We start from the raw sequence: 25,131 nt of genomic DNA on the forward strand, positions 1-25,131 counted from the left end.
GCGCAGGGTGTCCGCCCGGTCACTGCTTCTCGAAGCCGGTCGCAGTGGCGACCTTACCCCAGAACGCCGTGCGCGCCCCCATCTCCTTGCGGAAGGCCCCGGCGTCCCAATAGCCGGCATCGGCCCCGATGCTCTCGGCGTAGGTGCGCATGTCGGGCGTCGCCATCGCCGTGGCGACTTCCTTCTGCAGGCGAGCGAGGACATCCGCCGGCGTGCCCTTCGGCGCCCAAAGACCCGTGAAGTTCGTGACGCCATAGCCGCGCACGCCTGCCTCGGCGAACGTGGGCACACCGGGCAATGCCGGCAGGCGCTTGTCGCCGCTCACGGCGAGCACGCGCAGCTTGTTGCCTTGCACTTGGCCGATCACGCCCGAGATGGAGGCCATCTGGAAGTCCACGGTGCCACCCAGCAGCGCCACGGTCGCCTCGCCCGCGCCCTTGAAGGGCACATGCATGAAGTGCGCGCCGGCGGCCAGCCCGAGCGCCTCACTGGCGAAATGGGGCGTCGACCCCGGGCCACCCGAGCCATAGGAGATCTTGCTGTCCGCCCCCTTCGCGGCGGCAACCAGATCGTTCAGCGTCTTGAACTTGCTGTCCGCCTTGACCACCACGCCCATCGGCGCGAATACATAGGCGCAAACCGGCTGCAGGTCTTGGGCGTAGTCGAACGGGAGCTTCTTGAAGATATGGGGCAGCAGCGCGTAGGTCGTGTCGTTGGCCAACAGCGTGTAGCCATCCGGCGCCGATCGCGCCACCTGGACCGCGCCGATGGTGCCCGTCGCCCCGGCCTTGTTTTCGACGAAGAAGCTCTGGCCGGTCTGCTCGGTCAGGCGCTGCGCCATCTTGCGCGTGACCGCATCAACGGCGCCGCCCGGCGGATAGGGCACGACGATCTTGACGGGCTTGGCCGGCCAGGTCTCGGCGTGCACGCCCATCGAAAGGACGGCGAGCGCCGCCATTACCAGTTGCGGCAGCCATCCGGCGCCGCGTTGTTGCGTGGTCATGTGTGTCTCCAAACTGCTGTGTCTTTTTGATCGCCCCGCTCCAGGCCGGGTCGCCATGCGTATCGCGGACGGAGGTGGCCTCCCGCTAGCCCTTCGTCAGTACCGGCTCCCGCTCGCGGTTCAGTACCCCCAGCACGTTCTTGGCCGCGGCCACGCCCATGTTGACGTAGGCCGCACCCGTCACACCGCCGATGTGCGGCGTCAGAATCACGCCCGGTTGCCCGTGGAAAATATGCGGCGCGGCCATCGGCTCGACGGCGAAGCTATCGAGCCCGGCCCCAGCCACTTGCCCCGACTGGACCGCCGCCAGCAGGGCCGGTTCGTCGATCAGCCCGCCGCGCGCGGTGTTGACGACGATCACGCCCCGCTTGCAGCGCGCGAGCACGTTGGCGTCCAGCATCTTGCGATTGTCGTCCGTCAGCGGGCAATGCAGCGAGATCACGTCGGACTCGGCCCAGATCGCCTCGAGTCCGACCGGCCGCACGTAGTCGGGCAGATTCCTGGCGAACGGGTCGAAGCCGATCACGCGCATATCCATGGCGTGGCACATCCGCGCAAAGCGCAGCCCGATGGTGCCCAGGCCAACCAGTCCCACGGTGCGCCCGCTCAGTTCGACACTCTTGTGCGTGGCCTTGTCCCAGTGGCCGCCGTGCATGCGCGCATCGAGCGGCACGATCGACTTGGCGCAGGCCAGCATCAGCGCCAGCGCATGCTCCGCCACGGCGGCGGCATTGGCACCGACCGCCGCCAGCACCTCCACGCCCCGCGCTGCGGCGGCAACCTTGTCGATGGTATCCGTGCCGCTGCCGTGCTTGGCGATCACCCGCAGTGACGCGGCGGCATCCATGACCTCGGCCGTCACGCTACCGTAGCGGACGATGATGGCAACCGGGTCTTGTTGTTTCGCGAGGGCGACCAGGTCAGCGGGTTGCGGGGTCTTGCCGGCGAAGACGATCGTGTAGTCGTGGAGGATGGCGAGGGCTTCGGGCGCCAGGTCCGCCCCCGTCACGATGATGGCGGGCCGGCTCGTCACAGCGTTTCTCCCTGCTTGAGCACGCCGGCGGTCACCAGCGAGGCCAGCAGCCACGGCGCCGTGGTATTGCCTTCCTTGATCTGTGCGATCCGCTTGGCTTCGGCCGCTTCCTTGTGTTCTGCGGCGGCGAGCAGCGACTCGATCTTGTCCCGCTCGACCACCACCACGCCATCGGCATCGCCGCAGACGTAGTCACCCGGGTACACCGTCACGCCCCCGACGCAGACCGGGTGACCGATGCGGCCGCCGACTTCCTTGGTCGGGCCGTTCGGGTTGGTACCCACGGAGAAGACGGGGAATTGCATTTCCTCCAGTTCGATGCTGTCGCGCACGGCGCCGTCGATGACCACGCCGGCCAGCCCGAGCTGGCGTGCCGCGTTCATCATGATGGTGCCCATCAGCGCGGAAGTCTGGTCGCCCTTGCCATCGATGACGAGGATGTCGCCCGGTTGGGCCAGCGCCAGCGCGGCGTGGATCATCAGGTTGTCGCCGGGGCGAACCTCGACCGTGAAGGCCGGACCAGCGAGCTTCATACTCGGGCGCAGGGCCTTGATGCGGCCATGCAGCGCGCCACGGCGGCCCGCGACGTCGGCGAGAATCGCCGGCTGGAATTTCGCGGCCTTGGCGACAACGGCGGCCGATACGCGTTCAAACGATTGGTTGATATTGGGCAGGCTCATGGCTTGGCTCCGGTAGGCAAGGGGAAAGGGAGAGGAGGATTAGTCCAGCTTGGTGCCGGAGTCCTTGATGATCGAAGCCCAGCGGGCGATGTCCTGACGGATCTGCGTGCCGAACGCCTCGGGGGAGCCGCCAAGGACCAGCGCACCCTGGTCGTTCAGCTTCTTCGCCAGATCGGGCGACTTGAGCGCCTTGTTGAACTCGGCATTCAGCCGCGTGACGATGTCCTTCGGCGTGGCGGCCGGTGCGGCGAAACCGAACCAGGTCGAGGCCTCGAAGCCGGCGTAGCCGGACTCGGCGATGGTGGGTACCTGGGGCAGATCGTCCACGCGCTTCGCCGAGGTGACCGCCAGCGGGCGCAGCTTGCCGCTCTTGATATGGGCCAGCAGGGTCGGCACCGACGAGAGATACAGGTCGACCTGACCGCCGATCAGGTCGTTCACCGCCTGGGCGGCGCCCTTGTACGGCACGTGAATCAGCTTGATGCCGGCCGTCTTCTGCAGCAACTCGCCCGAGAGATGGGCGACGGTGCCATTGCCGGGCGAGGCGATATTGAGCGCGCCCGGCTTTGCCTTGCTGGCCTTGATGACATCGGCCAGGGTCTTGTAGGGTGAGCTGACCGGCGTCACGAGGACGAGCGGCGCGCTGGCCACGAGGCTGATCGGCGTCAGGTCCTTGACCGGGTCATAAGGCAGATGGCTGAACAGTGTGGGGTTGATGGCAAGGTTGCTGGTCTGCCCCAGCACGATGGTGTAGCCGTCGGCGGGGGCCTTCGCTGCGGCGTCCACGCCCAGGTTGCCGCCCGAGCCGGGCTTGTTGTCCACCACGAAGGTCCAGCCCGTCGACATGGCAACCTTGTTGGTCACTTCCCGCGCGATGATGTCGGTGCCCCCGCCTGCCGGGAACGGCACGATGACGCGAATCGGCTTGGAGGGATAGGCGGGTGCGGCGGCCGCCACGTGGGCAGCGCCAAGCAAAGTGACGGCAAGGGTGAACATGCAGCGGCGAATCGCGCTCATGACTGTCTCCGAATCTCGTTGTGTTGTGAGACGGATTGTTGTCGAACGTTTCACGCCATACAATGTCGTTTCGTACCACGCAACGCGTTTCGTGCCATGAACCCAAAAAGTGATGAAATCAGCCCCGCAGGTACTGAGGAGGCCGCGAGCGGCGTCATCGCGGTCACGCGGGCGCTGCGCGTGCTGGAGGCCTTCGGAGTCAACGATCCGCAGCTGTCCCTGGCGGAACTGAGCCGCAGGACGGGTATCCACAAGACCACGGTGCTGCGGCTGGCGCGCACGCTGGCGGCGGACAACTATCTGGTGCAGAAGGAAGACGGGAGCTGGCGGCTTGGGCGTGCGGCCGGCTGGCTGGGCGCGTGCTACCAGGCGACCTTCAACGTGCAGGACGTGGTGGAGCCGGTGCTGCGCGAATTGACCATCAAGACCGGGGAAAGCGCGTCGTTCTATGTTCGCGAAGGCAGACAGCGGACCTGTCTGGTGCGTGTGGAAGGTCCGCAGGCGATCCGGCACCATGTCCGGATTGGCGCGGCCCTGCCCCTCGACAGTGGATCGCCCGGCCGGGTGATCCTCGCCTTCTCAGGGGAGCCCGGCGACCTCTATGAAACGATCCGGCGCCGTGGCTTCCATTTGTCGCTTGGGGAGCGCGAAGCGGAGGTATCGAGCGTCTCGGCGCCCGTATTCGGACTGCACTGGCGGCTGCTGGGATCGATGTGTATTTCGGGACCGACGGCGCGTCTGGGGGAAGACCGGCTGCTGGAACTCGCGCAGACGGTCGTCGATGCAGCGAACAAGCTTTCGTACGCCATGGCGGGCAGCCAACGGCCGGCCATGCCCGTCGACAAGCCGGCGACGTGGCACCCGTGATCGCCTAGAACGTCGCGGGCGAATTCACCCAGAGCACCTTCGCCACGACATCGCCGACGTTGCGGTAGCCATGCGGCACCTGGCTCGAGAACGTAAACGCATCGCCCGGGCCGATCAGGTAGATATCGTCGCCCAGCATCAGCTCCAGCTTGCCTTCCAGCACGTAGCCGACTTCCTCGCCCTGATGCTCGATCTGGCCGTCACTGGCTTCGCCGGGCCAGACGATGTGGATGTTGGCCTGCAGCAGGCCGCCGCGCTTGGGCAGCACCACGCGTTCGAGCGCCACGCCACCCACACGGATCACGGGCCGTTCGCCGTGACGGAGGATCGGCGACTGGTGCGCGTCATCCTCGCTGGTGAGCGCGCCGATATTGGTGTCGAGCGCCACGGCCAGCCGGTGGAGCGTGGTGAATGACGGCGTGGCCAGGCCACGCTCGACCTTCGAGATCAGGCTCTCGGAGCAACCGGCCTTGTTAGCCAGTTGCAATAAGGTATAGCCGGCCACCAGCCGCGCGTGGCGCAGCTTGACACCAAGCGTCAGGGTGGCCGACTTGCTGTCGACCGGCTCTTGCGGGATCGGGCTCGCGGTCTTTGCCATGCGGGCTGGTTGGTTGGTATTCAAAGGGGCCGCCACGCGCACCGGGGGTCGGTCACGGCCGGCGGCAGGCCAGTTCGGCGACAGTGTACGCCAGCGCCTGCGCGCCCAGGAACAGGTCCGTGACATCGGTGTCCTCCGCCGCGTTGTGGCTGATCCCGTCCTTGCTCGGCACGAAGATCATCGCGGTCGGGCAATGATCGGCCACGTACATGGCATCGTGAAAGGCGCCGGACGTGAGCCGCATCGGCGGCGCTCGGCCAGCAAGCTGGCTGGCCCGCCCGCAGGCGCGCTGAATGGACGCCAGCATGGATTCGGGAAAGTACGTCGGGCCACGATGGAAGAAGCGCGTGATCGCTACGTCGGAGGCCGGGGCATGACGCGTGCAGGCCAGCCGCAGCGCGGCCTCGGCGCGATCGAGGGCGGCATCATCCAGGCAGCGCATGTCCACCGTGAATGTCACCTTGCCCGGGATGGTGTTGACCGAATTCGGCACCACCGCCCATTGGCCAAGCGTCAGGCGCAGTTCCGGCGCGCCCGGTGCCCCCGGTTCGCGTGGGGCCAGCGCGTAGAGGTCCTGCGCGATGGCGACGGCCACTGCCATCGCATCGCGCCGCACGGCCATGGGCGTGGTGCCGGCGTGTGCCATGGTGCCTGCGCACTCCACGCGGAACCATCGCACCGCCTGGATGCCCGTGACGACCCCGAGCGGCACGGCGGCAGCCTCCAGCACGGGGCCCTGCTCGATATGGAGTTCCACGCAGGCGGACATCGGTCGCGCCATCGGCACGCGCTCCACGTCAGGACTGGCGGCCAGCGCCGCGTCCAGTGCATCGCCAAACCGGACGCCTGTCTGGTCGGTGGCATCGCGATAGCCGGCCAGCCGCGCCGGCTCGACGAAGGCGCTGGAGCCCATCGCGCCGGGCCCAAAGCGGCTGCCCTCCTCGTTGGTCCACGACACCACCTCGATGGGTCGCACCGTTTCGATGCCCGCCGCGTTGAGCGCCGCGATCACTTCGAGGCCGGCCAGCACGCCATACGCCCCGTCGTACTTGCCGCCCACCGGCTGGGTATCGGCATGGCTCCCGGTCAGCACGGGAGGCAGATCCTCGCTACCAGCCCGCCGGAAGAACAGGTTTCCGCAATCGTCGATGCTCACCTGGCAGCCCAGCGCGCGCGCCTGATCGACGAGGTGGCGGCGCGACGCGAGGTCGATGGCTGTCAGCGTTTCGCGCGACACGCCGCCGTCGTCACGACCGCCGAACTGCGCCAAGGCGGTGAGCGATGCCGCCAGGCGATTGGCGTCGACATGGTCCTGTGCCCGTTCGGCGAGGGCCTGTACGGTGTTATCCACGATGGCCTCGGCGGGCTGATGCAAGCGATTCAACATGTTCTCCTGGTGTCAGGCCGCCAGAGCCAGCGCCTGAGATAAACGATGTGCCACGGCCAGTACGCGCGCATCGGCGTGGCGTGGCGCGGTCACTGTCACGCCGACAGGCATGCCGCCAGCGCCCGTTCCGGTCGGCACATGGACGCAAGGCGTACCGAGCAGCGTCCACATGCGGCAGAAAATCGGGTCGCCGGTAGCGGCGAGGCCCTCGGGCGCTTCGCCTTCTGCGCTGGGGGCCAGGACCACATCGAATCCTTCCAGCGACACTGCCAGCGACATGCGCGCCTGTTCCGCGAGCGCCAGCGCAGCGCGAAAGCGCTCGCCCGTCACCGCACGCCCCACTTCGAGCTGCCTGGCAAAGGCCGCGCTGAAATCCGCTGCCCGATCGCGCGCTTCCGGTGCGAACGCGGCGACGGCTTCGAAGGCCATGATGTCCATCTGGGCCTCGGTGAGACCATGGCAGGCGACGGGCAACTCGACATCCTGAATCGACGCGCCGAGGCCCTGCAGCGTCCGTACCGCCGTCTCCAGCGCGGCACGCGCATCGGCACCCGCGCGCTCCCAGTGCGGCGTGCGGACGATGCCGACGCGCAACGGGGTCGGTGCCTGGGCACAAGCCTCCGTAATCGAGACATCGCGTGCCAGCGTACCGATAAACAACGCGGCGTCGTCCACGCGCCGGGCCAGCACACCCACCGTATCCAGGCTGGGCGACAACGGTTTGATACCGGCCAGCGGCAACGTCGCGTGGGTGGGCTTGTAGCCAATCACGCCACAGTAGGCGGCAGGCCGAATGATCGACCCTGCGGTCTGCGTGCCGAATGCCAGCGGCACCATGCCAGCCGCCACGGCGGCGGCAGAGCCACTCGACGAGCCACCCGGCGTGCGCGGGGCATTCACGGGCGCGCGTGGATTGCACGTGGGGCCCGGCTGGAATGTCGCGAATTCCGTGGTCACGGTCTTGCCCACCACCACCGCGCCAGCACTTCGCGCCAGTGCAACGGCGGCGGCATCCAGCACAGGTCGATGCGTCGCGTAGATCGGCGATCCGTATGTCGTCGGCAGATCCGCCGTATCCATCAGATCCTTGACGCCGAGCGGTACGCCGTGCAGCGCCGCTGACGCAGTGCCGGCATCCAGACGCCGCGCCTGCGCGATGGCCGCTTCACCGCCAACGTGCTGCCACGCATGGATGACATCGTCCTGCGCCCGGATGCGATCGAGCGCAGCCTGCACGACGGTTTCCGCGCGCAGCTCGCGACGGGCCATGCGCGCCACCAGTTCGCGCACGGGAAGATCGAGATATTGGTCCAAAGCTTCAGTCTCCAGAATCGATCCGCCAGCACTCAGCCAAAGTAGGCGGCGCGCACTTCGTCATTCTCACGCAACGCCTGCGCCGAGCCTTGCGCCACCACGCGCCCCTGCGTCAGCACATAGCCCTGGTGCGCAATCGCCAGCGTCTGGCGCGCGTTCTGCTCGACCAGCAGCACGGTCATGCCCAGCTCGTTGATCTGCTGTATGACCTTGAAGTTCTCCTTCACGTACAGCGGCGACAAGCCAAGCGACGGTTCATCGATGACCAGCAGGCGCGGCTGCGCCATCAATCCGCGCCCGATCGACACCATGGCCTGTTCGCCGCCCGACATGGTGCCGGCCAACTGTGCGGACCGCTCGCGCAGGCGCGGGAATATCTCGTAGACGCGTGCGATGCGCTCCCGCACCTTGGCCGGATCGGCCTCCAGGAAGGCGCCCAGTGCCAGGTTCTCGGCAACGGTCATGCGCGGGAATACCTTGCGCCCTTCCGGTATGCAGGAAATGCCGCGCGCGATGACGTTGTGCGTCTTCTCCGCGGCGATGTCCACGCCATCCCACAGGATGCGGCCTTTGCGCGCGGGCGTCAGGCCCAGGATCGCCCGGATCAGTGTGCTCTTGCCCGCGCCGTTCGCCCCGAGGATGCAGGTGATCTTGCCGGGCGGCACTTCGATGGAGACGTCATGCAGCACGTTGACCTTGTCATAGCCCGTGCTCAGGCCCTCCACGCGCAACGTGTTATCGCTCATGCGGCTTCCTCCCCGAGATAGGCCGTCTGCACGTCGGGATCGGCGGTGATCTCGGCGTACGTGCCTTCGGCGATCTTCTTGCCGTAGTTCAGCACGACGCACCGATCGGTGATGCGCTCGATCACGTTCATTTCGTGCTCGATGAGCACGACGGACAAGTCCTGCAACTTGCTTCGCACCTGGAGGATGTCGTCCATCAGCTCATGGGTTTCGTCATGGGTCATGCCTGCCGAAGGTTCATCCAGCAGCAGCAGCCGTGGCCGGCTCATCAGGGCGCGGCAGACCTCGATCCGGCGACGGTCGATCATCGTGAACGACTCGACTGGCTCGAATAGCCGACTGACCAGCGGAGGGCTGAAGATGCCCAGCAGTTCGCGCACAGATTCCACATAGCGTTCATACTCGGCCCGGAATGCCTTGCGTCGAAACAGGTTGAACACCAGCCCGTGCTGCATGTGCTGGTAGTCGCCGATCACGATATTGTCGAAGACGGTCAGGGGCAGCGACAGGCGGGAGCGCTGGAACGTCCGCGCCACGCCGCTACGATAGATGTCCTGCGGCGTCTTGCCGATGACGTTCTCGCCGTTGTACGTGATGGTGCCCGCGCTGGCCTTGTAGAGGCCCGTGAGCACGTTGAAGAACGTGGTCTTGCCGGAGCCATTCGGCCCCAGCAGGCCCAGCACTTCCCCGCGGCGGATGTCGAGCTGGAGATTGTCCAGCGCAGTCAGGCCGCCGAATCGCATCGTGAGATTGCGTACCTCGATCATCGCGTCGCTCATTTGGCGTCCTGGGTCGGGAAGAACAGACGGATCTTGCGCGGCAATAGCCCGTCCGGACGGAACAGCAGGATGGCGATGACCAGCGCCGCGTAGAACAGGAAGCGGTACTCCTGGATGAACTGCAGCTTCTCCGGGAGCACCAGCACGATGATGGCGGCCGGGATCAGGCCGACGACATTGCCCAGACCACCCAGAATGACGATCGACAGCATCAGCAGCGAGTCGGCGAACGTGAAGTTGTTCGGTGCCACGAACGCCGTGACCATGCCGTAGACGCTGCCCGCCACGCCCGCGAAGAAGTTGCCGAGCATGAATGCGATGACTTTCCAGCGCGCGATATGGAGGCCGAAGGTCGCAGCGGCGGTTTCATCGGTACGCACCACGTCCATGGCCAGCCCCACCCACGAGCGCTCCAGTGCCTTGACCACCGCAAAGGTGCCTGCGCAGATCGCCAGGCTCAGCAGTGCGTAGCTGGCGTAGAACGACACGTCGATGCCGAACAGCGTCAAGCCTTCGTTGAACTGGAAGCCGAACAGCGTCATGCCGGGCACCTGCAGGCCCTGCGGACCGCCCAGCACATCGTTGACTTCGAGAAAGGTCTTGAACAGGATGCCGAACGCGATGGTCACCAGCGCCGCGTAGTGGCCACGCGTCCGCAACACCGGCGCGATCAGCAGCGAGCCGATGACCGCAGCCGCGATGCCGGACAGCACGATCACAAGGATCGACGGGATGGGCGTATGCGCGGCCAGCACCGCCGTGGCGTACGCGCCAATGCCGAAGAACGCCGCGCCGGCGAAGTTGGATACACCGGAGAAACCGAACTGCACCGTCAGGCCCAGGCAGGCAGTGGTATACAACAGCACCGCGCACAGCATCAGCAAGACAAAATGGCTTTCGTGGAACAGCACGATCAGCACGAGCGTGCCCACGACCGACCATAGCCGCGACAGCCCGGGCCGCCGGGCGGCAGCCTGCTCCACGGCCCGCGTGACCTTGAACTTGCCTGCGATGACCGTCGCTGCGACGGCCAGTGCCAGCAGCGCGGCCACGGAGAGCTGCGATTCCGCGTGCAGGAACAGATAGAGGTAGGCCACGATGACGATGGCCGCGATGCCCAGCACCACGGCCGGGCTGCGCTGCTTGCCACCGGCGCCAACCACGGCAGGGGGCAGTGGATTCGAGACGTTGTCAGACACGTTCACTGGCTTTCTCCGCAATAAGTCCGGTCGGCTTGAAGGCCATCAGCACGATGACCACGGCGAACGCAAAGACATCCTTGTAGGCGCTCGGGATATCGGGCACCAGCGCCGGCAACGTCGCACTGCCCAGCACCTGGAGCGCCGCGAACAGGAAGCCACCGAGGATGGCGCCGTACAGGTTGCCCAGTCCACCCAGGATGGCGGCTGCGAAGCCGATCACGCCGAGGAGCAGCCCGACGTTGAAGTTGATCTCGTTGTAATAGAGGCCGTTCATCACGCCGGCCAGCGCGGCCATGGCCGAGCCCAGCGCAAACGTGACCAGCACCACCACTTCGAAGTTGATGCCCATCAGGCGCGCCGTCTCGCCGTCCTGTGCCACGGCGCGGATGGCCATGCCAAAACGCGTGCGCGTGATCAACAGATGGACGCCGATGATGATGGCGACACCTGCCGCCAGCAAGATCAGGTTATCGGCGCGAAGCGTCAACGCGCCGAGCGACAGCTCCGTGGTGGGCAGCAGCGCGGGAAACGGCTTCGGGTTCGATCCATCCGGATAGAACAGGCGCACGGCTTCGCGCAGCACCGTACCCAGCATCAAGGTGGCCAGCAGGGTGTTCAGCGGCGGCGCCTTGCGCAAGGGCAGGATCAGGAAGCGGGCGATCACGGCGCCCAGCAAGCCGGTCACGACAATCGCGCACACCACGATGGCCAGCAATTGCAGCCACGGCGAATCCACATGCAGCGCCAACACGCCGGCCGATGCGGCAAGCCCTGCGAAGGCGCCCACCATCAGCACATCGCCGTGAGAAAACTTGATGACGTCCAGCACGCCAAAGAACAGCGTGAAGCCGACCGCCACCATGGCGTAGATCATGCCGAGCATCAGCCCGTTGAAGACGTACTGTCCCAATACACTCATCGGTATCCCCAGAATGGCCTGAATAGACCGTCCAGCAGTGCCAGGCCGGGTCCGCAGACGGCGCGGGCCCGGCTCAGGCGCCACGCTTACAGTCCGGCCAGCTTCTTCTTGCCCTTGGCGTAGGCGCTGTCTTCCCAGATCACCCACTTGCCGTCCTCGACGACGTACTTGGTGATCAGCGGCACCACGTTCTGGCCGTGCTCATCGAAGGTGACCTTGCCGATAATGGTGTCGACGTCCTTCGTACCGTTCAGCACGTCGCGGACCTTCTTGCGATCCGGGCCGACCTTCTCGACGGCATCCATGATCAGGTTGGCAGCGACAAAGGCGAACGGACCATAGGCTTCAGGCGGCTCGCCGTACTTCTGCTGCGTATAGCGCTCCATGAACAACTGGCCGCCGGCCAGCTTCTCGACCGGCGCCCCTTCGATAAAGGCCAGCGAGCCTTCGGACAGGGGCTTGCCCACGCCTTCGATATAGGCATCGGACTTGATGCCTGACGTGCCTTCGAACTGGGCCTTGATGCCCAGCTTCTCCATCTGGGTGCGGATGCGGACGCCGAGCGGCGTCAGGCCACCGAAATAGACCACGTCCGGCTTCAGTTCGCGGATCTTGGTCAGTTCGGTCGTGAAATCCTGCTGGTCGGCGGTCACGCCGAAGGTGCCGACGATGGTGCCGCCGTCCTTCTTCAGGAATTCACTGAAGTATTTGTTGTGACCCTTGCCGTAATCGGTGGTGTCGTGAATGATCGCCCACTTCTTGTAGCCCAGGCCGGTCATGAACTTGGCCGCCACTTCACTTTGGTTGATCATCGTGCCGTTGACGCGATGGATCTCCTTGAAGTTGTTGCCGTACGTGACTTCGGGGAGCACCGCGCCCCAGACGACCGCCGGCATGCCAAAGCGGTTATAGACACCCACGGTGCCCATGGCCACGGCCGAGCAGAAGTGCGTCACGCCGCCGACGATCGACTTGTCCGCGGCGATCTTGGTGGCCACCTGCACGCCCACGTTGGGCCGGCATTCGTCATCCTGGACGACCAGTTCGTAGGTGTATTTGGCCATGGGATCGGCGTTGCGCAGGCGGATGGCCAGGTCAGCGGAATTGCGCCCGCCCAAGCCGATCGACGACACGCCACCGGTCAGCGGGCCCACAAAGGCGATCTTGACGACGTCCTTTGCCTGCGCCGGCGCGGACATCAGCACCACTCCCGTGGCAGCGGCGGCAATCGCGGCGGCGGCCGCAGTTTTCTTCTTCAGCACTCTGTTCCCCTATATAGACATGTCCAACGGGCGGCAGGCCCGGCGCCTGACCGAACGGGTGCAAGGCGCCGACCATACGCCGGAACACATCGAGGAAAGTCCTCTGCACCAAATTCAAGTCACTTGAATCCTATGCAACAGGCGTGCCATGGGGCAACGGGCAATAACCCGTAGGACTTTTGGGGGGAATGAGGGGGGATATGCCGCGCGGCGGCGCCAGGACAGGGTTAACGCGAGGACATTTCGGTGCATGACCTGCGTTTTCGGTGCATGGGCGGGGGGGGGCAGCCCGCCACACGTCAATGGATGTCCGCGGAGGCTCGCAACGCCCTTTTCAGGGTCGTCATTATCGACGCTGCGCAAGGCGTTGAAGTACTCGGGGGCGTAAAGCAGGAAGCAGGTGCTGTCTCGCTCATTCTGGTACCACCCCGGCGGCTTGGATGATCTTGCCCCACTTTGCGACTTCCGAGCGCTGAAACGCGGCGAAGGCAGCGGACGGCTTTCCCTCCGGCTCCACGCCGAGCGCGCGCAAGCGCTGTTGCACGGCCGGCGTCGCGACGACAGCCGCGATCTCGGTGGCGAGGCGATCGACAATCGGCTTCGGCGTGCCCGCTGGCGCGAAAATGCCCTGCCATGACTGCATCTCGAAGCCCTTCAGACCCAGCTCCGCCAACGGCCGCACCCCGGGCAGGCTCGGCAGCGGGTGCGCCGACGTCACGCCGATCGCGCGCACGCGCTTGCCGTCGAGCATGGGCTTGGCGGCGGCAACCGTCTCGAACACCATGTCGATCTGGCCGCCTATCAGGTCCGTCATCGCCGCTGCGCCGCCCTTGTAGGAGATCTGCTGCAGGCGCGTACCCGTAATGTTCTGGAATAACTGGCCCGACAACTGCTGCGAGCTGCCCGGTCCCGCCGTGCCGAACGTCAACGCACCAGGCTTGGCCTTCAAGGCCGCGACGATCTGGCCGACCGACTGGTATTGGCTGTCGTTCGACACCACCAGCACGTTGCTGACCGTGCCCACAAGATTCACCGCCACGAAGTCCTTGACCGGGTCATAGCCAAGCTTCTTGTAGAAGAAGGGATTGACCGCGTGCGTGGTAATGGTGCCGCCCATGATGGTGTAACCATCAGGCTCGGCACGGGCCACAAACTGCGTCCCCAGGATGCCCGATACGCCTGGCTTGTTATCGATGACGACTGGCTGTCCCAATCGCTGCGACAGGCCTTCGGCGACGATGCGGGCAGTGGCATCCGACACCCCGCCCGGCGAGAACGGCACCACATACTTGATTGGCTTGCTCGGCCAGGTATCGGCCCACACGCCCGGCGTGGCCATGACCAGCGAGAGCCCTCCCATTGCCAGGGCAACGCGCAGTGCGCAGCGATTCATGAATCTCATGTTTTGTCTCCAGTTCTTGTAGGGAGGCCCCGCCTCAATAGAGCTGCCGCCACCGACGCGCCCGCTCCCGCAAACGCGTGGCAGATGGCGGACCCAGGCCGCCCGTTGCGCCCGTCACCAGCACTACGCTGCCGCCGAAATCGACCGGCCCGCCCCGGCGTGCGCTCATGCTGCCTGGCGCGGCTTGCCGTAGCGGCGCACGCGAATGTCGTCGTGAATGGGGAATGGCGAGCCACTGACTGGCCCGGTGCCGGGCCGAACTAGTAACGCAGCGTCGGCGCCGGCATGTCGGGAGGCTGCGCCGCCTGCCGGAACGCCTGCGTGATCAGCGTGGTGGCGACCGTGGCGAAATAGCGCGCACCAAACTGGCCGTAGCGCTGCTCGTCGTCGGCGCCCAGCGCGATGATGCCCGCGCACTTGCCCTGACCATCGATGGCACGCAGCGCTTGCTCGATCGCCGCTGCCACGGCCGGCGCCTTCCAGTCGTTGCCGAAGCCCATTGCGTGCGACAGGTCGTTGGGGCCAACAAACACTGCGTCGATTCCCTCGACTGCCGCAATTTCCGCGGCGTTGGCCACGCCCTCGGGCGTCTCGATCATGGCGATCAGCGCCACGCCCTCGTTGCTGCGCGTGGTGTGCGGAGCGCCGGGAAAGGCGCCATAGCCGGCCGCGCGACTGCTGAAGGCGCTGCCGCGCCGGCCGATGGCGGGGTAACGGACGCGCTGCACGAGGTCGCGCGCCGCATCGGCGGTCTCGATCATGGGCACCTGGACGCCGCTCGCCCCCATGTCCAGTACCCGCGCCATATCGCCGGGGAAGCAGCGCACAACAGGAATGATCCCGCTGGCACGCGCCGCGCGCAGCATGTGCTCGGTCGTTTCGAAACCGGCCGCGCCATGCTCGTTGTCGATGATGACGAAGGTGAAGCCCGCGTAGGCGCACATCTCCACGATGGCCGGGCTGGGCAAGGCGGTGAAGATGCCGCGGAGGGGCTCGCCGCTGCGCAGCAGCGCCGGGAGGCGGTCGTCGAGGGGGTGTTGGATGATCATGTCTCGCGCAGTTGTTCTGGTCTCGCCCCCTTGATGGGGACTGGGTGAAGACATTCTGCGTACTCGCGAGTTATATTTCCAATATTACTTCTGTATCTGACTTATACAAATCCTGTATATGTACACGCCCCTCGAACTCCGCGTATTGACCTCGTTTCTCGTGCTGGCTGACGAGCTCAATTTCACGCGCGCGGCGCGGCGGCTGAATATGACCCAGCCGCCCCTCAGCCTGCAGATCAAGCAGTTGGAGGCGCAGATCGGCGCCCAGCTGTTCGAGCGCAACAAGCGCAGCGTGCGACTGACGCCGGCAGGCCAGGTCCTGCGGGCGGAGGCGGAAAAGCTGTTCGACATCGAGCACCGCGCGCGGCAAATGGTGACCCAGGCGGATCGCGGGGAGAACGTCGGACACCTCGGCATCGGCCTGACCGCGATCTCCGCCATCGAACTGGTGCCGGACATCCTGCGGCAATTTTCGGCGCATGTGCCCGGCGTCCTGTACTCGCTGCGCGAGACCAGCTCCGAAGCGATGATCCAGTCCCTTCTGGGAAACGAACTCGATGTGGCGATCCTGCGGCCGCCTGTCACCGATTCCCGTCTGCAGGCGCGCCGCCTGATGTCGGAGCCTTATGTCCTGGCCGCCCCCGGGAACCATCCGCTGGCCGGAAAATCCAGCGTCAATGCGCGTGACCTCGATGGCCAAAGCCTTGCCACGCTCGAACGGCGTCACGGCCAGTATGCGCACGACCTGATGATGACCTGGCTGGCGGAGCACAACGTCGTACCGTCGTGCATGCACGACGGGGCGCGTCACCACGCCATGATGGCGATGGTGGCAGCCGGCGTGGCGGTGTCCCTGGTGCCCGCCTCGGCCGCCGCGCAGCCGGTCAAGGGCGTGGTGTATCGACGGATCGCCAATCGGGACGTACCAACCCTTGAACTGTGGATCGCCTTCCACAAGGAAATCGGCAATCCGCTGACCTTGCCGTTCGTCGAACAGGCGGTGGAGATCGCAGCCGGTTACACGGTTGACCAGCGGTGCTTCTCCGGTCAGACATGAGCCGGCATCCCTTCTGTGCCGGACAGTCATGGGGTCGCGCCGCTGCCTTACCAGCGATAACGCACGCCAAGCTTGGCGCCAATCGCATTGCTGTCGCCAAAGTCCTGCAGGCTGGTGCGCGCCAGCAGTTCGCCATAGACCGTGTAGCGATCGTCGTCCCAGTTCAGCGAGGCACCGATGCCCAGGCCAGCCCACAGCGCCTGCTCCTTGCTGACGACGCTGAGGTCGGCGACGCGCGCCGACGTGCCGTGCAGGAAGTCGTAGTACAGGTTGGTGATGCCGTAGACGTGCGAGCGGCTCGTCTTGCCGTTGCCGGCGGTCCACTTGGCCTCGTGATCGAGCGACACGCCCAGGCGCGAGACCAGGCTGTTGCCGTTATCGCGCGACACATTGGTGCCGTACTGGTCCGTGAACGCGTCGAAGCGCACCTGCGACCAGGCGAGCTGCGCCTGCGGCGTGATCGACCAGTTGCCGCCCAGCGCGAGCTGGTGGCCGGCTTCCACGCTGGTGGCTACACCGCTGCCCCGGTTGCCGTTGGCCAGCTTGGTCGACAGCGTCGACGAGCGGATATCGGTGTCGTACCAGGTCACGGTCGCGCGGGCATCGACATACGATCCATTGTTGCCATACCACGTCGCCGTGCCGCCAAAGCCGTAGCCGGTGGCATCGATCGCGCCGTTGCCGAACATCGACGAGACGTTGGAATTGGCGACGCCATAGTGGAAGGTCGGCCCCACCACCAGCGTGCCGGCCTGATTCTCGATGACCGGCGCATCCACGCCACCCTCGAACTTCCACATGCGGACGTTGTAGCTGGCGCTGGTCGTGCTGGTGGACGGATCGATATGGGTGTTCGAACCTTCCACGCGCGCCCACGCCCCACGGCCAATGACCGGCTTGCCCGCATCCTGCTCGGCCTGCACGGCGGCGTTGGGCGACCACGAACGATTGCCCACGCGCTGCTGGAGCGTGCCCAGCTCGTTGAAGCGTTGCAGCACGCTGGAATAGGCTTCGTACAGCGGCACGGTCGGGGCCAGCAGCGGCGTGGCGGCGGCTGACGCCGAGGCGCCGACAGCAGGCGTTTCGGCCAGCGTGGACCGCAGGTACCAGTCACCGTCGGTCGGCGTCGACACGCCGTTCTTGACCAGCCGGTACGCGTACGGGCCGGCCACCACTGCCTGCTGGCCCTGGAATGTGTAGTCGCCAGCGAGCGTGAAGGTGGCATTCGACGCGCCCTGCACGTCGATGACCTTGATCCCCTCGACCGTGGCCGCGCCCCCTCCGCCGATGTTGACCGCCCGGATCTGGCTGCTGCCCGAGGTATCGCCGGTCACCACAAGCCGCCCGGTGGCCGATGCGTCGCCGCCAAACACCGTGTTCACGCGGACCGTGCCGCCGTTGCCGATGTAGTTGCCGGCGATGGTCAGCACGCCCGAGCCGCCGCCCGGCGTCACCGTACCGCTGTTCGTGACATTGCCGAAGATCGTGCCGGTGCCGGACAGCGTACCGGCCGTGGCTACCGTCACCGGGCTGGTGATCGAGCCGTCGATGGCCAGCGTGCCGAGGTTGACGGCGGTGCCGCCCGTGTAGGTGTTGGCGCCGGTCAGCACGGTGGTGCCGCTGCCGTTCTGCGCGAGGCTACCCGCGCCCGACACGATGCCGCCATAGGTGTGGGCATCGGAACGATTGAACGCCAGCGTGGCGCCGCTGTTGACGACCACATTGCCGGCCAGGCTGCCGCTGGTGCCGCCATTGCCGATCTGCAGCGTGCCCTGGTCCACGGTCCACGGCGCGGTGACCGTGCCGGCACCGATCAGCGCCCACGTGCTGGCGCCGGTCTTCACGAAGTTGTCGAAGTAACGGTACTGCGCGGTGTCGCCGATGGTCGAGACATCGAACACGCTGTCGGTGGCGCCGCCGAGGCGGAAGGTGTCATTGGCCACCGTGGCGTTCGCGACGACGTTGCCGACGATGTTGGAGCCGGCCTGCAGTTCGAGCACAGCCCGGCCCGTGCCGCCCGAGGCATATTCGATGGCATTCGCGTAACCGGTCCCGGCGCGGATGGTGCCCGCGTTGACGACCGTCAGCGTTCCGGCGGAGCCAGATACGGCGATAGCCCCCGCGCCAGCCCCCCCTTCGATCAGCCCCGAGTTAGTGACGGTAGGCGTACCCGCCTGGACGCGTATGCCGACGCCACCGGCCCCGCCACCACTCAGGTCGGCGCCCCCGCGAATCGTGCCCGCGTTGACCACGCCGCCCGTGACGGTCGCAGTCAGGTTCACGGCGGTGCCGGCCTGGCCACCCGAGGCATCGCCCCCCGTGATGGTGCCAGTGGCCGAGTTGACCAATCTGGCATTGGTCGAGAGCGATACGCCTCCCGTACCGTTGGCAGAATTCGTTCCGCTGCCGCCTTTGATCGAACCGTTGTTGACGACGGTTGTGTTGGGCAGCACCGAGACGGCGACCCCGCTCTCGCTGCCCGCCACCGTCGTGTTGCCGCCGGTCACGGTGCCGTTGACGATCGCCTGGCCGCCTCCGCTGATCAACATGGCCGTGCCGCCCGCCGTGTCCGGGGCAACCGTATAGGTGCCGTTCAACGTCAGCGGTCCCGTCGCGGATGTCACATAGTTCCCCAGCGCGCCGGTCTTCGTCAGCACGAAACCGTTCGTATCGAGCGTGATTGGTTTGGTAGGCGAGCCGATTGACCAGACGCCACCGGGCATGGTCACGTCAGCGCTCAGGCGGATGGTGGCAGTGGCATCGCCGTCCGCATTGGCGGCCGTAATGGCCGACTGCAGCTCGGCGAGACTGGAGGCAACATATTCGCCGGCCGACGCGCCCGTCGGAAACAGCAGCGCAACAGCCAGGGTGATACAGGACGCTTGCGGCGCGCGCACGCCCGCCCGTCGGATTCCACGACAAAAATTGGACTTCATTGACACCCCGTTCAAATGTATTGTTATTGGCACAAAGTGATGCGGGGCGATCTTAAATCACGACGCAAAATGTATGTAAGCGCTACAGATAACGTCCTGTCGCGACAGCGCGACGCCTGTCTGTTGGACGGTGGCAAGGTATTGCCACCGCCGTCCTGATGGTTTAGAGGACACGCTCTAAACGTCATTCTGTTAGTCGGAATGCACGCCGTGCGGCCGAGGAAAGGCCGCACGGCGTGCTCATCTGCAGGACCCTCCGTCAATCCGAACCGTCACATTTCGATCAACACCCTGTCACGAGCGCTCTCCAGAATCACGGGCTTTTCGTGGGTCAACAGGGAAGTAGAAATGCAAAGCAAGACACCGGGCAAGCCATCCGCAATCGATACCGTCAAGCTCGAGGGCATTCCAGACCGCCAGCGCCGCCTGCTGCTCAGGGCGGGCCTTGGCATGTCGTTCGGCACCTCGGCCCTGCTGGCCGCGTGCGGCGGCGGCGACGATGCCGCGCCCGGCACGCCGGCCACGACGCCCGGCACCACGCCGGGTGGCTCCACGCCGTCCGGCAAGGTCTCGAGCTTCGCGCTCGCCGTGCTGCCCGATACGCAGTTCTATTCGCGCTACGCCACCACTGACGAGAACCTGCAGTTCCAGCGCAAGTACGGCACCACGCCGTTCCTGGCGCAGACCAAGTGGATCACGCAGAACGCCGCCGACCTGCGCATCCCGTTCACGATCCACCTCGGCGATGTGGTGGATCAGCAGGGCAAGCCGCTGCAATGGCAGATCGCCGACGAGGCCATGGAAGTCATGGAAGCGGCCCGCGCGCCGTACTCGATCCTGGCCGGCAACCACGACGTGATCTCGGACGTGGACTACGTCAACGCCGGCAGCCAGGCGTCGAACACCGACGCGCAGCGCAACCTGGCCAACGAGCCGTACCTGAAGACCTTCCCGACCACCCGCGCGCAGCGCCAGGCCACCTTCGGCGGTCGCGATCCGTCGGGCTTCCACGAGTACCACTTCTTCGAGGTGGACGGCAACCGCTTCATGGTGCTGTCGATGTCGTGGCGCGCCTCCGACGCCGCCATCACCTGGGCGCGCAACGTGCTCAAGCGCTACCCGAAGGTGCCGGTCATCCTCTCGACCCACCAGTTGCTCAATATCGGCCCGGATGGCGTCAGCCCGCTGGAAGTGCCGTACGGCCTGATGCTGTGGGACAAGCTGATCAAGGACAACGACCAGATCTTCATGACGCTGAACGGCCACTACCATGGCGCTGCGCACCTCACGAAGACCAACGACTTCGGCAACCCCGTCGAGGAAATGGTGGTCGACTACCAGATGGCGTACATGGGCGGCAACGGCTTGATGCGCCTGTACGAATTCGACCTGACCAATAACAAGATCAAGGTCATCTCGTTCTCGCCGTGGGTGCCGCAGAAGCCCACCGAGACGCTGAACGAGTTCGACGTAGCGGTGCTGACCGACAAGAACCAGCAGTTCGAGATCGACTTCGATTTCCGCAAGCGCTTTGCGCGCTTCAACGCCGACTTCGCCATCCCGGCGGCCGGCAACGATCCGATCAACGACCGCGCCAAGGCCGCGATCCTGGCCAACTACACCGAGCCGAGCGTGACCGACAAGAAGGCCGCCGCCGACACCAACGACTACCCGCTGGTGACTTCCACCGTGGCGCACTGGCGCTTCTTCGGCGGCACCGACGGCGCCGCCGTGCCGGTCGGCCAGGTGATCGACGACCTGACCGGTGCCAATCCGCTCTCGCGTGAAGCGCTGGCCAACGGCGGCGCGGCCCAACTGGGCGACCTGACGTGGTCGAACGATCACCACTTCCTGTCGGCTGCCCCGGGAAGCGTGAAGTTCGCCAATTCACTGAACAGTCCCCAGCGCATGAGCTACTTCGCCACGCAGACCACGGCGGCCCTGAATGCGTTGACGTTCGACAACGGCTACACCGTCGAGGCATTCATCAAGGTGCCGGCGTCATGGACGGCCGGCAACAACGCGTGGATGAACATCATGGAGCGCGAGGGCCGACGCAGCACGGTCGCCGGCTTTGGCAGCGGCGACGGCGACGAAAGCCCGCTGATCTTCGCCATCTCCAGCCTGCGCGAAGTGCAGTGGGAAGTCACGCCGAGCACGGCCGGCACCAAGAACCCGGCCGCAAACTGGTCTGGCGAGATCATCGCCGAGAAGTGGGTCCACGTCGCCGTGGTCAACGACCCGGCGAAGAACGAGACGGTGATGTACGTGGAAGGCGCCCCGGTGCTGCGCAACGCGTCGAACACGCGCGGCATCGCCGCCGTCAATGCTGCCAGCCGCTTCTTTGTGGGCGGCGGTGTCTACGGCAACGTCCCGTCGAATGGCTTCCTCGGCCAGATCGGCGAAGTGCGCCTCTGCACGGAACCGCTGGCGTCGGACAAGTGGCTGACGGCACGCCGCGCCTGACCTGAGGCGTTGAGGCGCTAGCTAAAAAAGGCCCGTGCCGCCATGCGATGTTGCATGGCGGCACGGGCCTTTCTACATTGCGGTCCTGGCTTACTGCGGCTGGAGATGGATCCGCTTCGCCATCGCGCGGAACTTGCCGGTCTCTGCCTGCAGGAAGCGCTGCGCGTCAGCCACCGAGCTGGGCTTGGCCACCTCCGCACCGGTCGCCTCCAGACCGCTGACGACCTGTGCGTCCTGCAGCGTCTCGACGAGCGCCTGGTGCAGCCGCGCGACCACGGCCTCCGGCGTGCCCTGCTTGACCATGATGCCGGCCCAGGTCGCCTGGTCGAAGTCCTTGAGTTGCGTCCCTTCGCCGAAGGCCGGGATGGCGGGATCGACCTTGCTGCGGCTGTTTCCGGCCCAGCCGACCAGCTTCAACCGCCCCTGATCGGACAAGCCACGGAAGCTGGCCGCGTACGGCAGGATGGCGAAGTCGACGTTCTTCCCGGCCAGGTCCTGCATCAGCGGCGCCATGCCCTTGTAGGGGATGTGGCTCACGCCGATATGGGTCCGGGTCGCCATGTCCTCGGTCACCAGGTGATACATCGACCCGGGACCGACGCTGCCGTACGTCAGCGGCTTGGCCGGATTGGCCTTGGCCAGCGCGATGAGATCGTCGACCCTGCGGACCGGCAGGTCGGGCCGCGCCACCATCACGAGCCGGTTGACGGTGACCGGCGTCAATAAGCGGAAATCCTCGGTACGCAGCTTCACCGCCGCATTGGACAGCGGCGACAGGATGACCTCGTTCGGCGAGCCCAGGAAGATCATGTAGCCGTCCGCCGGCGCGTTCAGCACCTTCTGCGCCGCCATGGCGCCACTGACGCCGCCGAGATTCTCCACCAGCACCGGCTGGCCCAGCGCCTTCGACAGCCGAGTATTCATGCTGCGGGCAATGGCATCGGAGAGCCCGCCGGCCGGGTACGGCACCATCAGCACGACTGGCTTGGAGGGATACGCGTCCGCCGCGCCCGCGCCCGGCGTGGCGAGCAGGCCAACCGTAGCGACAGCGGCAAACGTGCAACGGGCAAGCATTCTGCGAATCGAGTTCATGGCAGTCAGGCAGTGGGATGGAAGAATTCGGTGGCGAGCGCCACCCAGAATGCCGCGCCCGTATCCAGGCAGCGGTCGTTGAAATCGTACGAGGGGTTGTGCACGCTGCAGGGGCCGGTCGGCACGCCGCCCGCGTGGCCATTGTCGCCATTGCCGATCATCAGGTAGCAGCCGGGGCGCTCGGCCAGCATGTAGGCGAAGTCCTCGCTGGCGCACAGCGGCGTCGCGTCGTCATCGACGCAATCGGCCCCGTACAGCTTGCGGGCGACCCGCACGGCAAGCGCCGTTTCCGGCCCGGTGTTGACCAGTACCGGATAGCCGCGCTCATAGACGATGGCATGCCGCAGACCGAACGCGCGCGCCTGGCCCTCGACCACCTCGTGGATGCGCCGCTCCAGCAGCGCCCGCACCTCGGGCTGCAGCGCCCGGATGCTCAGTTCCAGTTCGGCCGACTCCGGGATGATGTTGTAGGTGGTTCCCGCCTCGAGGCGCCCTACGGTGATGACGGCGGCAGCCTGCGGATCGACATTGCGGGCGACGATGCTCTGCAGCGCCATCACGGTCGAAGCCGCGGCAATCGTGGGATCGACAGCCAGTTGGGGCATCGCCCCATGCCCCCCGACCCCGTGGAAGGTGATCACGGCGCGGTCGGACGACGCCATGAACGCGCCCTCCTTGACATAGAAGCGCCCCACCGGGCGCCCCGGATAGTTGTGCATGGCGAACACGGCATCGCACGGAAAGCGCGCGAACAGGGCCTCGTCCATCATCCGCCGCGCCCCGCCGGCGCCGCCCAGTTCCTCGGCCGGCTGGAAGATCAGGTGCAGGGTGCCATCCCAATCCACGCCCTCTCGCTGCATCGCCGCCAGACGCTGGGCCGCGCCTAGCAGCATCGCCGTGTGGCCATCGTGGCCGCAGCCATGCATCTTGCCGGGGATCTGGCTGGCCCATGGCAGCCCCGTGACCTCCTGGATGGGCAGCGCGTCCATCTCCGCGCGCAGGCCGAGCTGGCGGCTGCCCTTGCCGAAGCGAAGCCGCCCGACTAGCCCGGTGCCAGCGATGCCCGTGGTGACGTCGTAGCCCCATTCCTCCAGCTTGCCGGCCACGAAGGCGCTGGTCCGGAATTCCTCGAAGCCGAGTTCCGGGTGACTGTGGAAGCGCCGCCGCCAGGCCGTCATGTTGTCCACATCGGGGTCACTGCAGTTCGCGTCGGTCATGGGGGGTCGGATCGGTTCTGGTCCGCTCCATCATATGGCTCCCGGAGAAAACCAATTGGCGATATATTTTCCATGGTGAACACCTTTGGTGTTCATCATCGCCACCCTCCCCTGGAACCCTTGTCATGCGCCAGCACCAGCTCCGAGCCCTCGTCCAGGTCGCCGAAAACGGCACCATCCGTGCCGCTGCCCGGAGCCTGCATCTCAGCCAGAGCGCCCTGACCAAGGCGCTGCGCGAACTCGAGGACGATGTCGGGACGGAGCTGCTCGTGCGCAGCCACAAGGGGGTGGAGTTCACGGCGGCCGGGCGCGTGCTGCTCACCAACGCCCGCCTGGCGCTGGCGTCGCTGGAGCGGGCCCGGGACGAGATCCGGGCGTTGCAGGGCGGTGCCGGCGCGCACGTGGCGGCGGCGGTCACCCCGCTTCTGGCGCTGGATGTGCTGCCCCGCGTCTGGGAGGCCTTCACCGCCCGGCAGCCCGATGCGCGGCTGTCATTGAGCGAAGGATTTCTTGCCGACCTGATTCCACGGCTGATCGAAGGCCGGCTGGACTTCGCCATCGCCATCGCGGATCCGGACGAGCTGCCGCCCGAGCTGGCCTTCGAACCGCTGTTCGAGGTCAGCGCCGTCCCGGCCGGCAGAGTCGGCCATCCGCTCGCCGGTGCGACGGGCTGGCAGGCGCTGGAGCATGCCCGGTGGACCTTGAACTTGTCCCCGGGCAGCCAGAGCGAGACGTTGCTGGAATGGTTGCGGACGAGCGACCTCCCCGTCCCGCGCCAGATCACGGCGTGCACATCGCCCACGCTGATGACGGAACTGATGCGCCGCACCGATGCCATCGGCTACTGCCCCACGCAACTGCTGGCCGATCCGATGTATGGCAACGGGCTGCAGGCGTTCGCGGCGCTATCTCCGCTGCCGCCCCCGATGCAGGCCGGCCTCATCCGCCTGCGCGCGATGCCGCTGGGGACGTCCGCGCGCATGCTGGCCGCACTGTTTGTCAGCCACCTGGCGCCATAGCATCCTGCGAACACGCAAAGTCCCCGGCTTTCGGAAAACGCCCCTGCGCCGCCCAGCCGTAGAGTGGCTCCAGTCAATGTCCGACA

Annotated in this window: 21 protein-coding genes; 4 read left to right on the forward strand and 17 right to left on the reverse strand. The window is 66.2% G+C overall.

The features are described from left to right. Window positions 1–19: 19 nt before the first annotated feature. The 4 genes from BM115_RS15265 to BM115_RS15280 form a co-directional block, all read right to left on the reverse strand. Window positions 20–1,003 (reverse strand): Bug family tripartite tricarboxylate transporter substrate binding protein, encoded by a 984-nt coding sequence (locus BM115_RS15265; protein WP_255370841.1) that lies wholly within the window; start codon window positions 1,001–1,003, stop codon window positions 20–22. Window positions 1,004–1,088: 85 nt separating this feature from the next. After that, entirely contained in the window at window positions 1,089–2,036 is a 948-nt protein-coding gene (locus BM115_RS15270) for an NAD(P)-dependent oxidoreductase (RefSeq protein ID WP_092295318.1), read from the reverse strand. Continuing rightward, window positions 2,033–2,716, reverse strand: a complete 684-nt coding sequence (locus BM115_RS15275) for an RraA family protein (RefSeq protein ID WP_092295320.1) — start codon at window positions 2,714–2,716, stop codon at window positions 2,033–2,035. The genes BM115_RS15270 and BM115_RS15275 overlap by 4 nt, the downstream gene beginning before the upstream one ends. A gap of 39 nt (window positions 2,717–2,755) precedes the next feature. Further along, window positions 2,756–3,733 carry a Bug family tripartite tricarboxylate transporter substrate binding protein gene (locus BM115_RS15280; RefSeq protein WP_092295323.1) on the reverse strand — a complete coding sequence of 326 codons (978 nt, stop codon included), beginning with the start codon at window positions 3,731–3,733 and terminating at the stop codon, window positions 2,756–2,758. A 96-nt stretch (window positions 3,734–3,829) separates the two neighbouring features. On the opposite strand from BM115_RS15280, the gene BM115_RS15285 reads away from it, so the two are divergent. Then, the gene (locus tag BM115_RS15285; RefSeq protein WP_092295326.1) at window positions 3,830–4,600 is read left to right on the forward strand and encodes an IclR family transcriptional regulator; all 771 of its coding nucleotides are present in this window, start codon (window positions 3,830–3,832) and stop codon (window positions 4,598–4,600) included. A 4-nt stretch (window positions 4,601–4,604) separates the two neighbouring features. On the opposite strand, the gene BM115_RS15290 is transcribed toward BM115_RS15285, so the two are convergent. From BM115_RS15290 to BM115_RS15335, 10 genes are all read right to left on the reverse strand, one after another. Further along, window positions 4,605–5,198, reverse strand: a complete 594-nt coding sequence (locus BM115_RS15290) for a helix-turn-helix domain-containing protein (RefSeq protein ID WP_092295329.1) — start codon at window positions 5,196–5,198, stop codon at window positions 4,605–4,607. A 52-nt stretch (window positions 5,199–5,250) separates the two neighbouring features. Continuing rightward, entirely contained in the window at window positions 5,251–6,585 is a 1,335-nt protein-coding gene (locus BM115_RS15295; protein WP_092295332.1) for a M20 family metallo-hydrolase, read from the reverse strand. A gap of 12 nt (window positions 6,586–6,597) precedes the next feature. Continuing rightward, entirely contained in the window at window positions 6,598–7,899 is a 1,302-nt protein-coding gene (locus tag BM115_RS15300) for an amidase (RefSeq protein ID WP_092295335.1), read from the reverse strand. Window positions 7,900–7,931: 32 nt separating this feature from the next. Beyond that, a complete protein-coding gene (locus BM115_RS15305; protein WP_092295338.1) occupies window positions 7,932–8,645 on the reverse strand; it encodes an ABC transporter ATP-binding protein in 714 nt (237 codons plus the stop codon). After that, window positions 8,642–9,424: an ABC transporter ATP-binding protein gene (locus BM115_RS15310; protein WP_092295341.1), complete on the reverse strand. Its 783-nt coding sequence runs from the start codon at window positions 9,422–9,424 to the stop codon at window positions 8,642–8,644. The genes BM115_RS15305 and BM115_RS15310 overlap by 4 nt, the downstream gene beginning before the upstream one ends. After that, a complete protein-coding gene (locus BM115_RS15315) occupies window positions 9,421–10,629 on the reverse strand; it encodes a branched-chain amino acid ABC transporter permease (RefSeq protein WP_177219933.1) in 1,209 nt (402 codons plus the stop codon). Before BM115_RS15315 ends, BM115_RS15310 begins: the two co-directional genes overlap by 4 nt. Next, window positions 10,616–11,545, reverse strand: a complete 930-nt coding sequence (locus tag BM115_RS15320) for a branched-chain amino acid ABC transporter permease (protein ID WP_092295344.1) — start codon at window positions 11,543–11,545, stop codon at window positions 10,616–10,618. The genes BM115_RS15315 and BM115_RS15320 overlap by 14 nt, the downstream gene beginning before the upstream one ends. A gap of 86 nt (window positions 11,546–11,631) precedes the next feature. Then, window positions 11,632–12,807, reverse strand: a complete 1,176-nt coding sequence (locus BM115_RS15325) for a branched-chain amino acid ABC transporter substrate-binding protein (protein WP_092295347.1) — start codon at window positions 12,805–12,807, stop codon at window positions 11,632–11,634. Window positions 12,808–13,219: 412 nt separating this feature from the next. Beyond that, window positions 13,220–14,209 (reverse strand): Bug family tripartite tricarboxylate transporter substrate binding protein, encoded by a 990-nt coding sequence (locus tag BM115_RS15330; protein WP_255370842.1) that lies wholly within the window; start codon window positions 14,207–14,209, stop codon window positions 13,220–13,222. 260 nt (window positions 14,210–14,469) lie between these two features. Beyond that, a complete protein-coding gene (locus BM115_RS15335) occupies window positions 14,470–15,258 on the reverse strand; it encodes an HpcH/HpaI aldolase family protein (protein ID WP_092295350.1) in 789 nt (262 codons plus the stop codon). Window positions 15,259–15,376: 118 nt separating this feature from the next. On the opposite strand from BM115_RS15335, the gene BM115_RS15340 reads away from it, so the two are divergent. Then, a complete protein-coding gene (locus tag BM115_RS15340; RefSeq protein ID WP_092295353.1) occupies window positions 15,377–16,315 on the forward strand; it encodes a LysR family transcriptional regulator in 939 nt (312 codons plus the stop codon). A 47-nt stretch (window positions 16,316–16,362) separates the two neighbouring features. On the opposite strand, the gene BM115_RS15345 is transcribed toward BM115_RS15340, so the two are convergent. Further along, window positions 16,363–19,212, reverse strand: a complete 2,850-nt coding sequence (locus BM115_RS15345) for an autotransporter family protein (RefSeq protein ID WP_218158034.1) — start codon at window positions 19,210–19,212, stop codon at window positions 16,363–16,365. Window positions 19,213–19,599: 387 nt separating this feature from the next. On the opposite strand from BM115_RS15345, the gene BM115_RS15350 reads away from it, so the two are divergent. Continuing rightward, the gene (locus tag BM115_RS15350) at window positions 19,600–21,717 is read left to right on the forward strand and encodes a LamG-like jellyroll fold domain-containing protein (RefSeq protein WP_092295356.1); all 2,118 of its coding nucleotides are present in this window, start codon (window positions 19,600–19,602) and stop codon (window positions 21,715–21,717) included. 90 nt (window positions 21,718–21,807) lie between these two features. Here BM115_RS15350 and BM115_RS15355 read toward each other — a convergent pair whose 3' ends face one another. Together BM115_RS15355 and BM115_RS15360 are read right to left on the reverse strand one after the other, a co-directional pair. Beyond that, the gene (locus BM115_RS15355; RefSeq protein WP_255370843.1) at window positions 21,808–22,791 is read right to left on the reverse strand and encodes a Bug family tripartite tricarboxylate transporter substrate binding protein; all 984 of its coding nucleotides are present in this window, start codon (window positions 22,789–22,791) and stop codon (window positions 21,808–21,810) included. Between the two features lie 23 nt (window positions 22,792–22,814). Next, the gene (locus BM115_RS15360; RefSeq protein ID WP_218158035.1) at window positions 22,815–24,026 is read right to left on the reverse strand and encodes a M20 aminoacylase family protein; all 1,212 of its coding nucleotides are present in this window, start codon (window positions 24,024–24,026) and stop codon (window positions 22,815–22,817) included. 125 nt (window positions 24,027–24,151) lie between these two features. Between BM115_RS15360 and BM115_RS15365 the strand changes: the two genes are divergently transcribed. After that, entirely contained in the window at window positions 24,152–25,045 is an 894-nt protein-coding gene (locus tag BM115_RS15365; RefSeq protein ID WP_092295362.1) for a LysR substrate-binding domain-containing protein, read from the forward strand. The last annotated feature ends 86 nt before the right edge of the window (window positions 25,046–25,131 follow it).

The sequence above is a fragment of the Cupriavidus sp. OV096 genome (genome assembly GCF_900115455.1).
Lineage (GTDB): Bacteria > Pseudomonadota > Gammaproteobacteria > Burkholderiales > Burkholderiaceae > Cupriavidus.

What these genes read in the sequence shown, in the direction of transcription:
- BM115_RS15265 (WP_255370841.1), bottom strand. Translation starts at nt 1,003, where the DNA reads ATGACCACGCAACAACGCGGCGCCGGATGGCTGCCGCAACTGGTAATG.
- BM115_RS15275 (WP_092295320.1), bottom strand. Translation starts at nt 2,716, where the DNA reads ATGAGCCTGCCCAATATCAACCAATCGTTTGAACGCGTATCGGCCGCC.
- BM115_RS15280 (WP_092295323.1), bottom strand. Translation starts at nt 3,733, where the DNA reads ATGAGCGCGATTCGCCGCTGCATGTTCACCCTTGCCGTCACTTTGCTT.
- BM115_RS15285 (WP_092295326.1), top strand. Translation starts at nt 3,830, where the DNA reads ATGAACCCAAAAAGTGATGAAATCAGCCCCGCAGGTACTGAGGAGGCC.
- BM115_RS15290 (WP_092295329.1), bottom strand. Translation starts at nt 5,198, where the DNA reads ATGGCAAAGACCGCGAGCCCGATCCCGCAAGAGCCGGTCGACAGCAAG.
- BM115_RS15295 (WP_092295332.1), bottom strand. Translation starts at nt 6,585, where the DNA reads ATGTTGAATCGCTTGCATCAGCCCGCCGAGGCCATCGTGGATAACACC.
- BM115_RS15305 (WP_092295338.1), bottom strand. Translation starts at nt 8,645, where the DNA reads ATGAGCGATAACACGTTGCGCGTGGAGGGCCTGAGCACGGGCTATGAC.
- BM115_RS15310 (WP_092295341.1), bottom strand. Translation starts at nt 9,424, where the DNA reads ATGAGCGACGCGATGATCGAGGTACGCAATCTCACGATGCGATTCGGC.
- BM115_RS15320 (WP_092295344.1), bottom strand. Translation starts at nt 11,545, where the DNA reads ATGAGTGTATTGGGACAGTACGTCTTCAACGGGCTGATGCTCGGCATG.
- BM115_RS15330 (WP_255370842.1), bottom strand. Translation starts at nt 14,209, where the DNA reads ATGAGATTCATGAATCGCTGCGCACTGCGCGTTGCCCTGGCAATGGGA.
- BM115_RS15335 (WP_092295350.1), bottom strand. Translation starts at nt 15,258, where the DNA reads ATGATCATCCAACACCCCCTCGACGACCGCCTCCCGGCGCTGCTGCGC.
- BM115_RS15340 (WP_092295353.1), top strand. Translation starts at nt 15,377, where the DNA reads ATGTACACGCCCCTCGAACTCCGCGTATTGACCTCGTTTCTCGTGCTG.
- BM115_RS15350 (WP_092295356.1), top strand. Translation starts at nt 19,600, where the DNA reads ATGCAAAGCAAGACACCGGGCAAGCCATCCGCAATCGATACCGTCAAG.
- BM115_RS15355 (WP_255370843.1), bottom strand. Translation starts at nt 22,791, where the DNA reads ATGCTTGCCCGTTGCACGTTTGCCGCTGTCGCTACGGTTGGCCTGCTC.
- BM115_RS15360 (WP_218158035.1), bottom strand. Translation starts at nt 24,026, where the DNA reads ATGACCGACGCGAACTGCAGTGACCCCGATGTGGACAACATGACGGCC.
- BM115_RS15365 (WP_092295362.1), top strand. Translation starts at nt 24,152, where the DNA reads ATGCGCCAGCACCAGCTCCGAGCCCTCGTCCAGGTCGCCGAAAACGGC.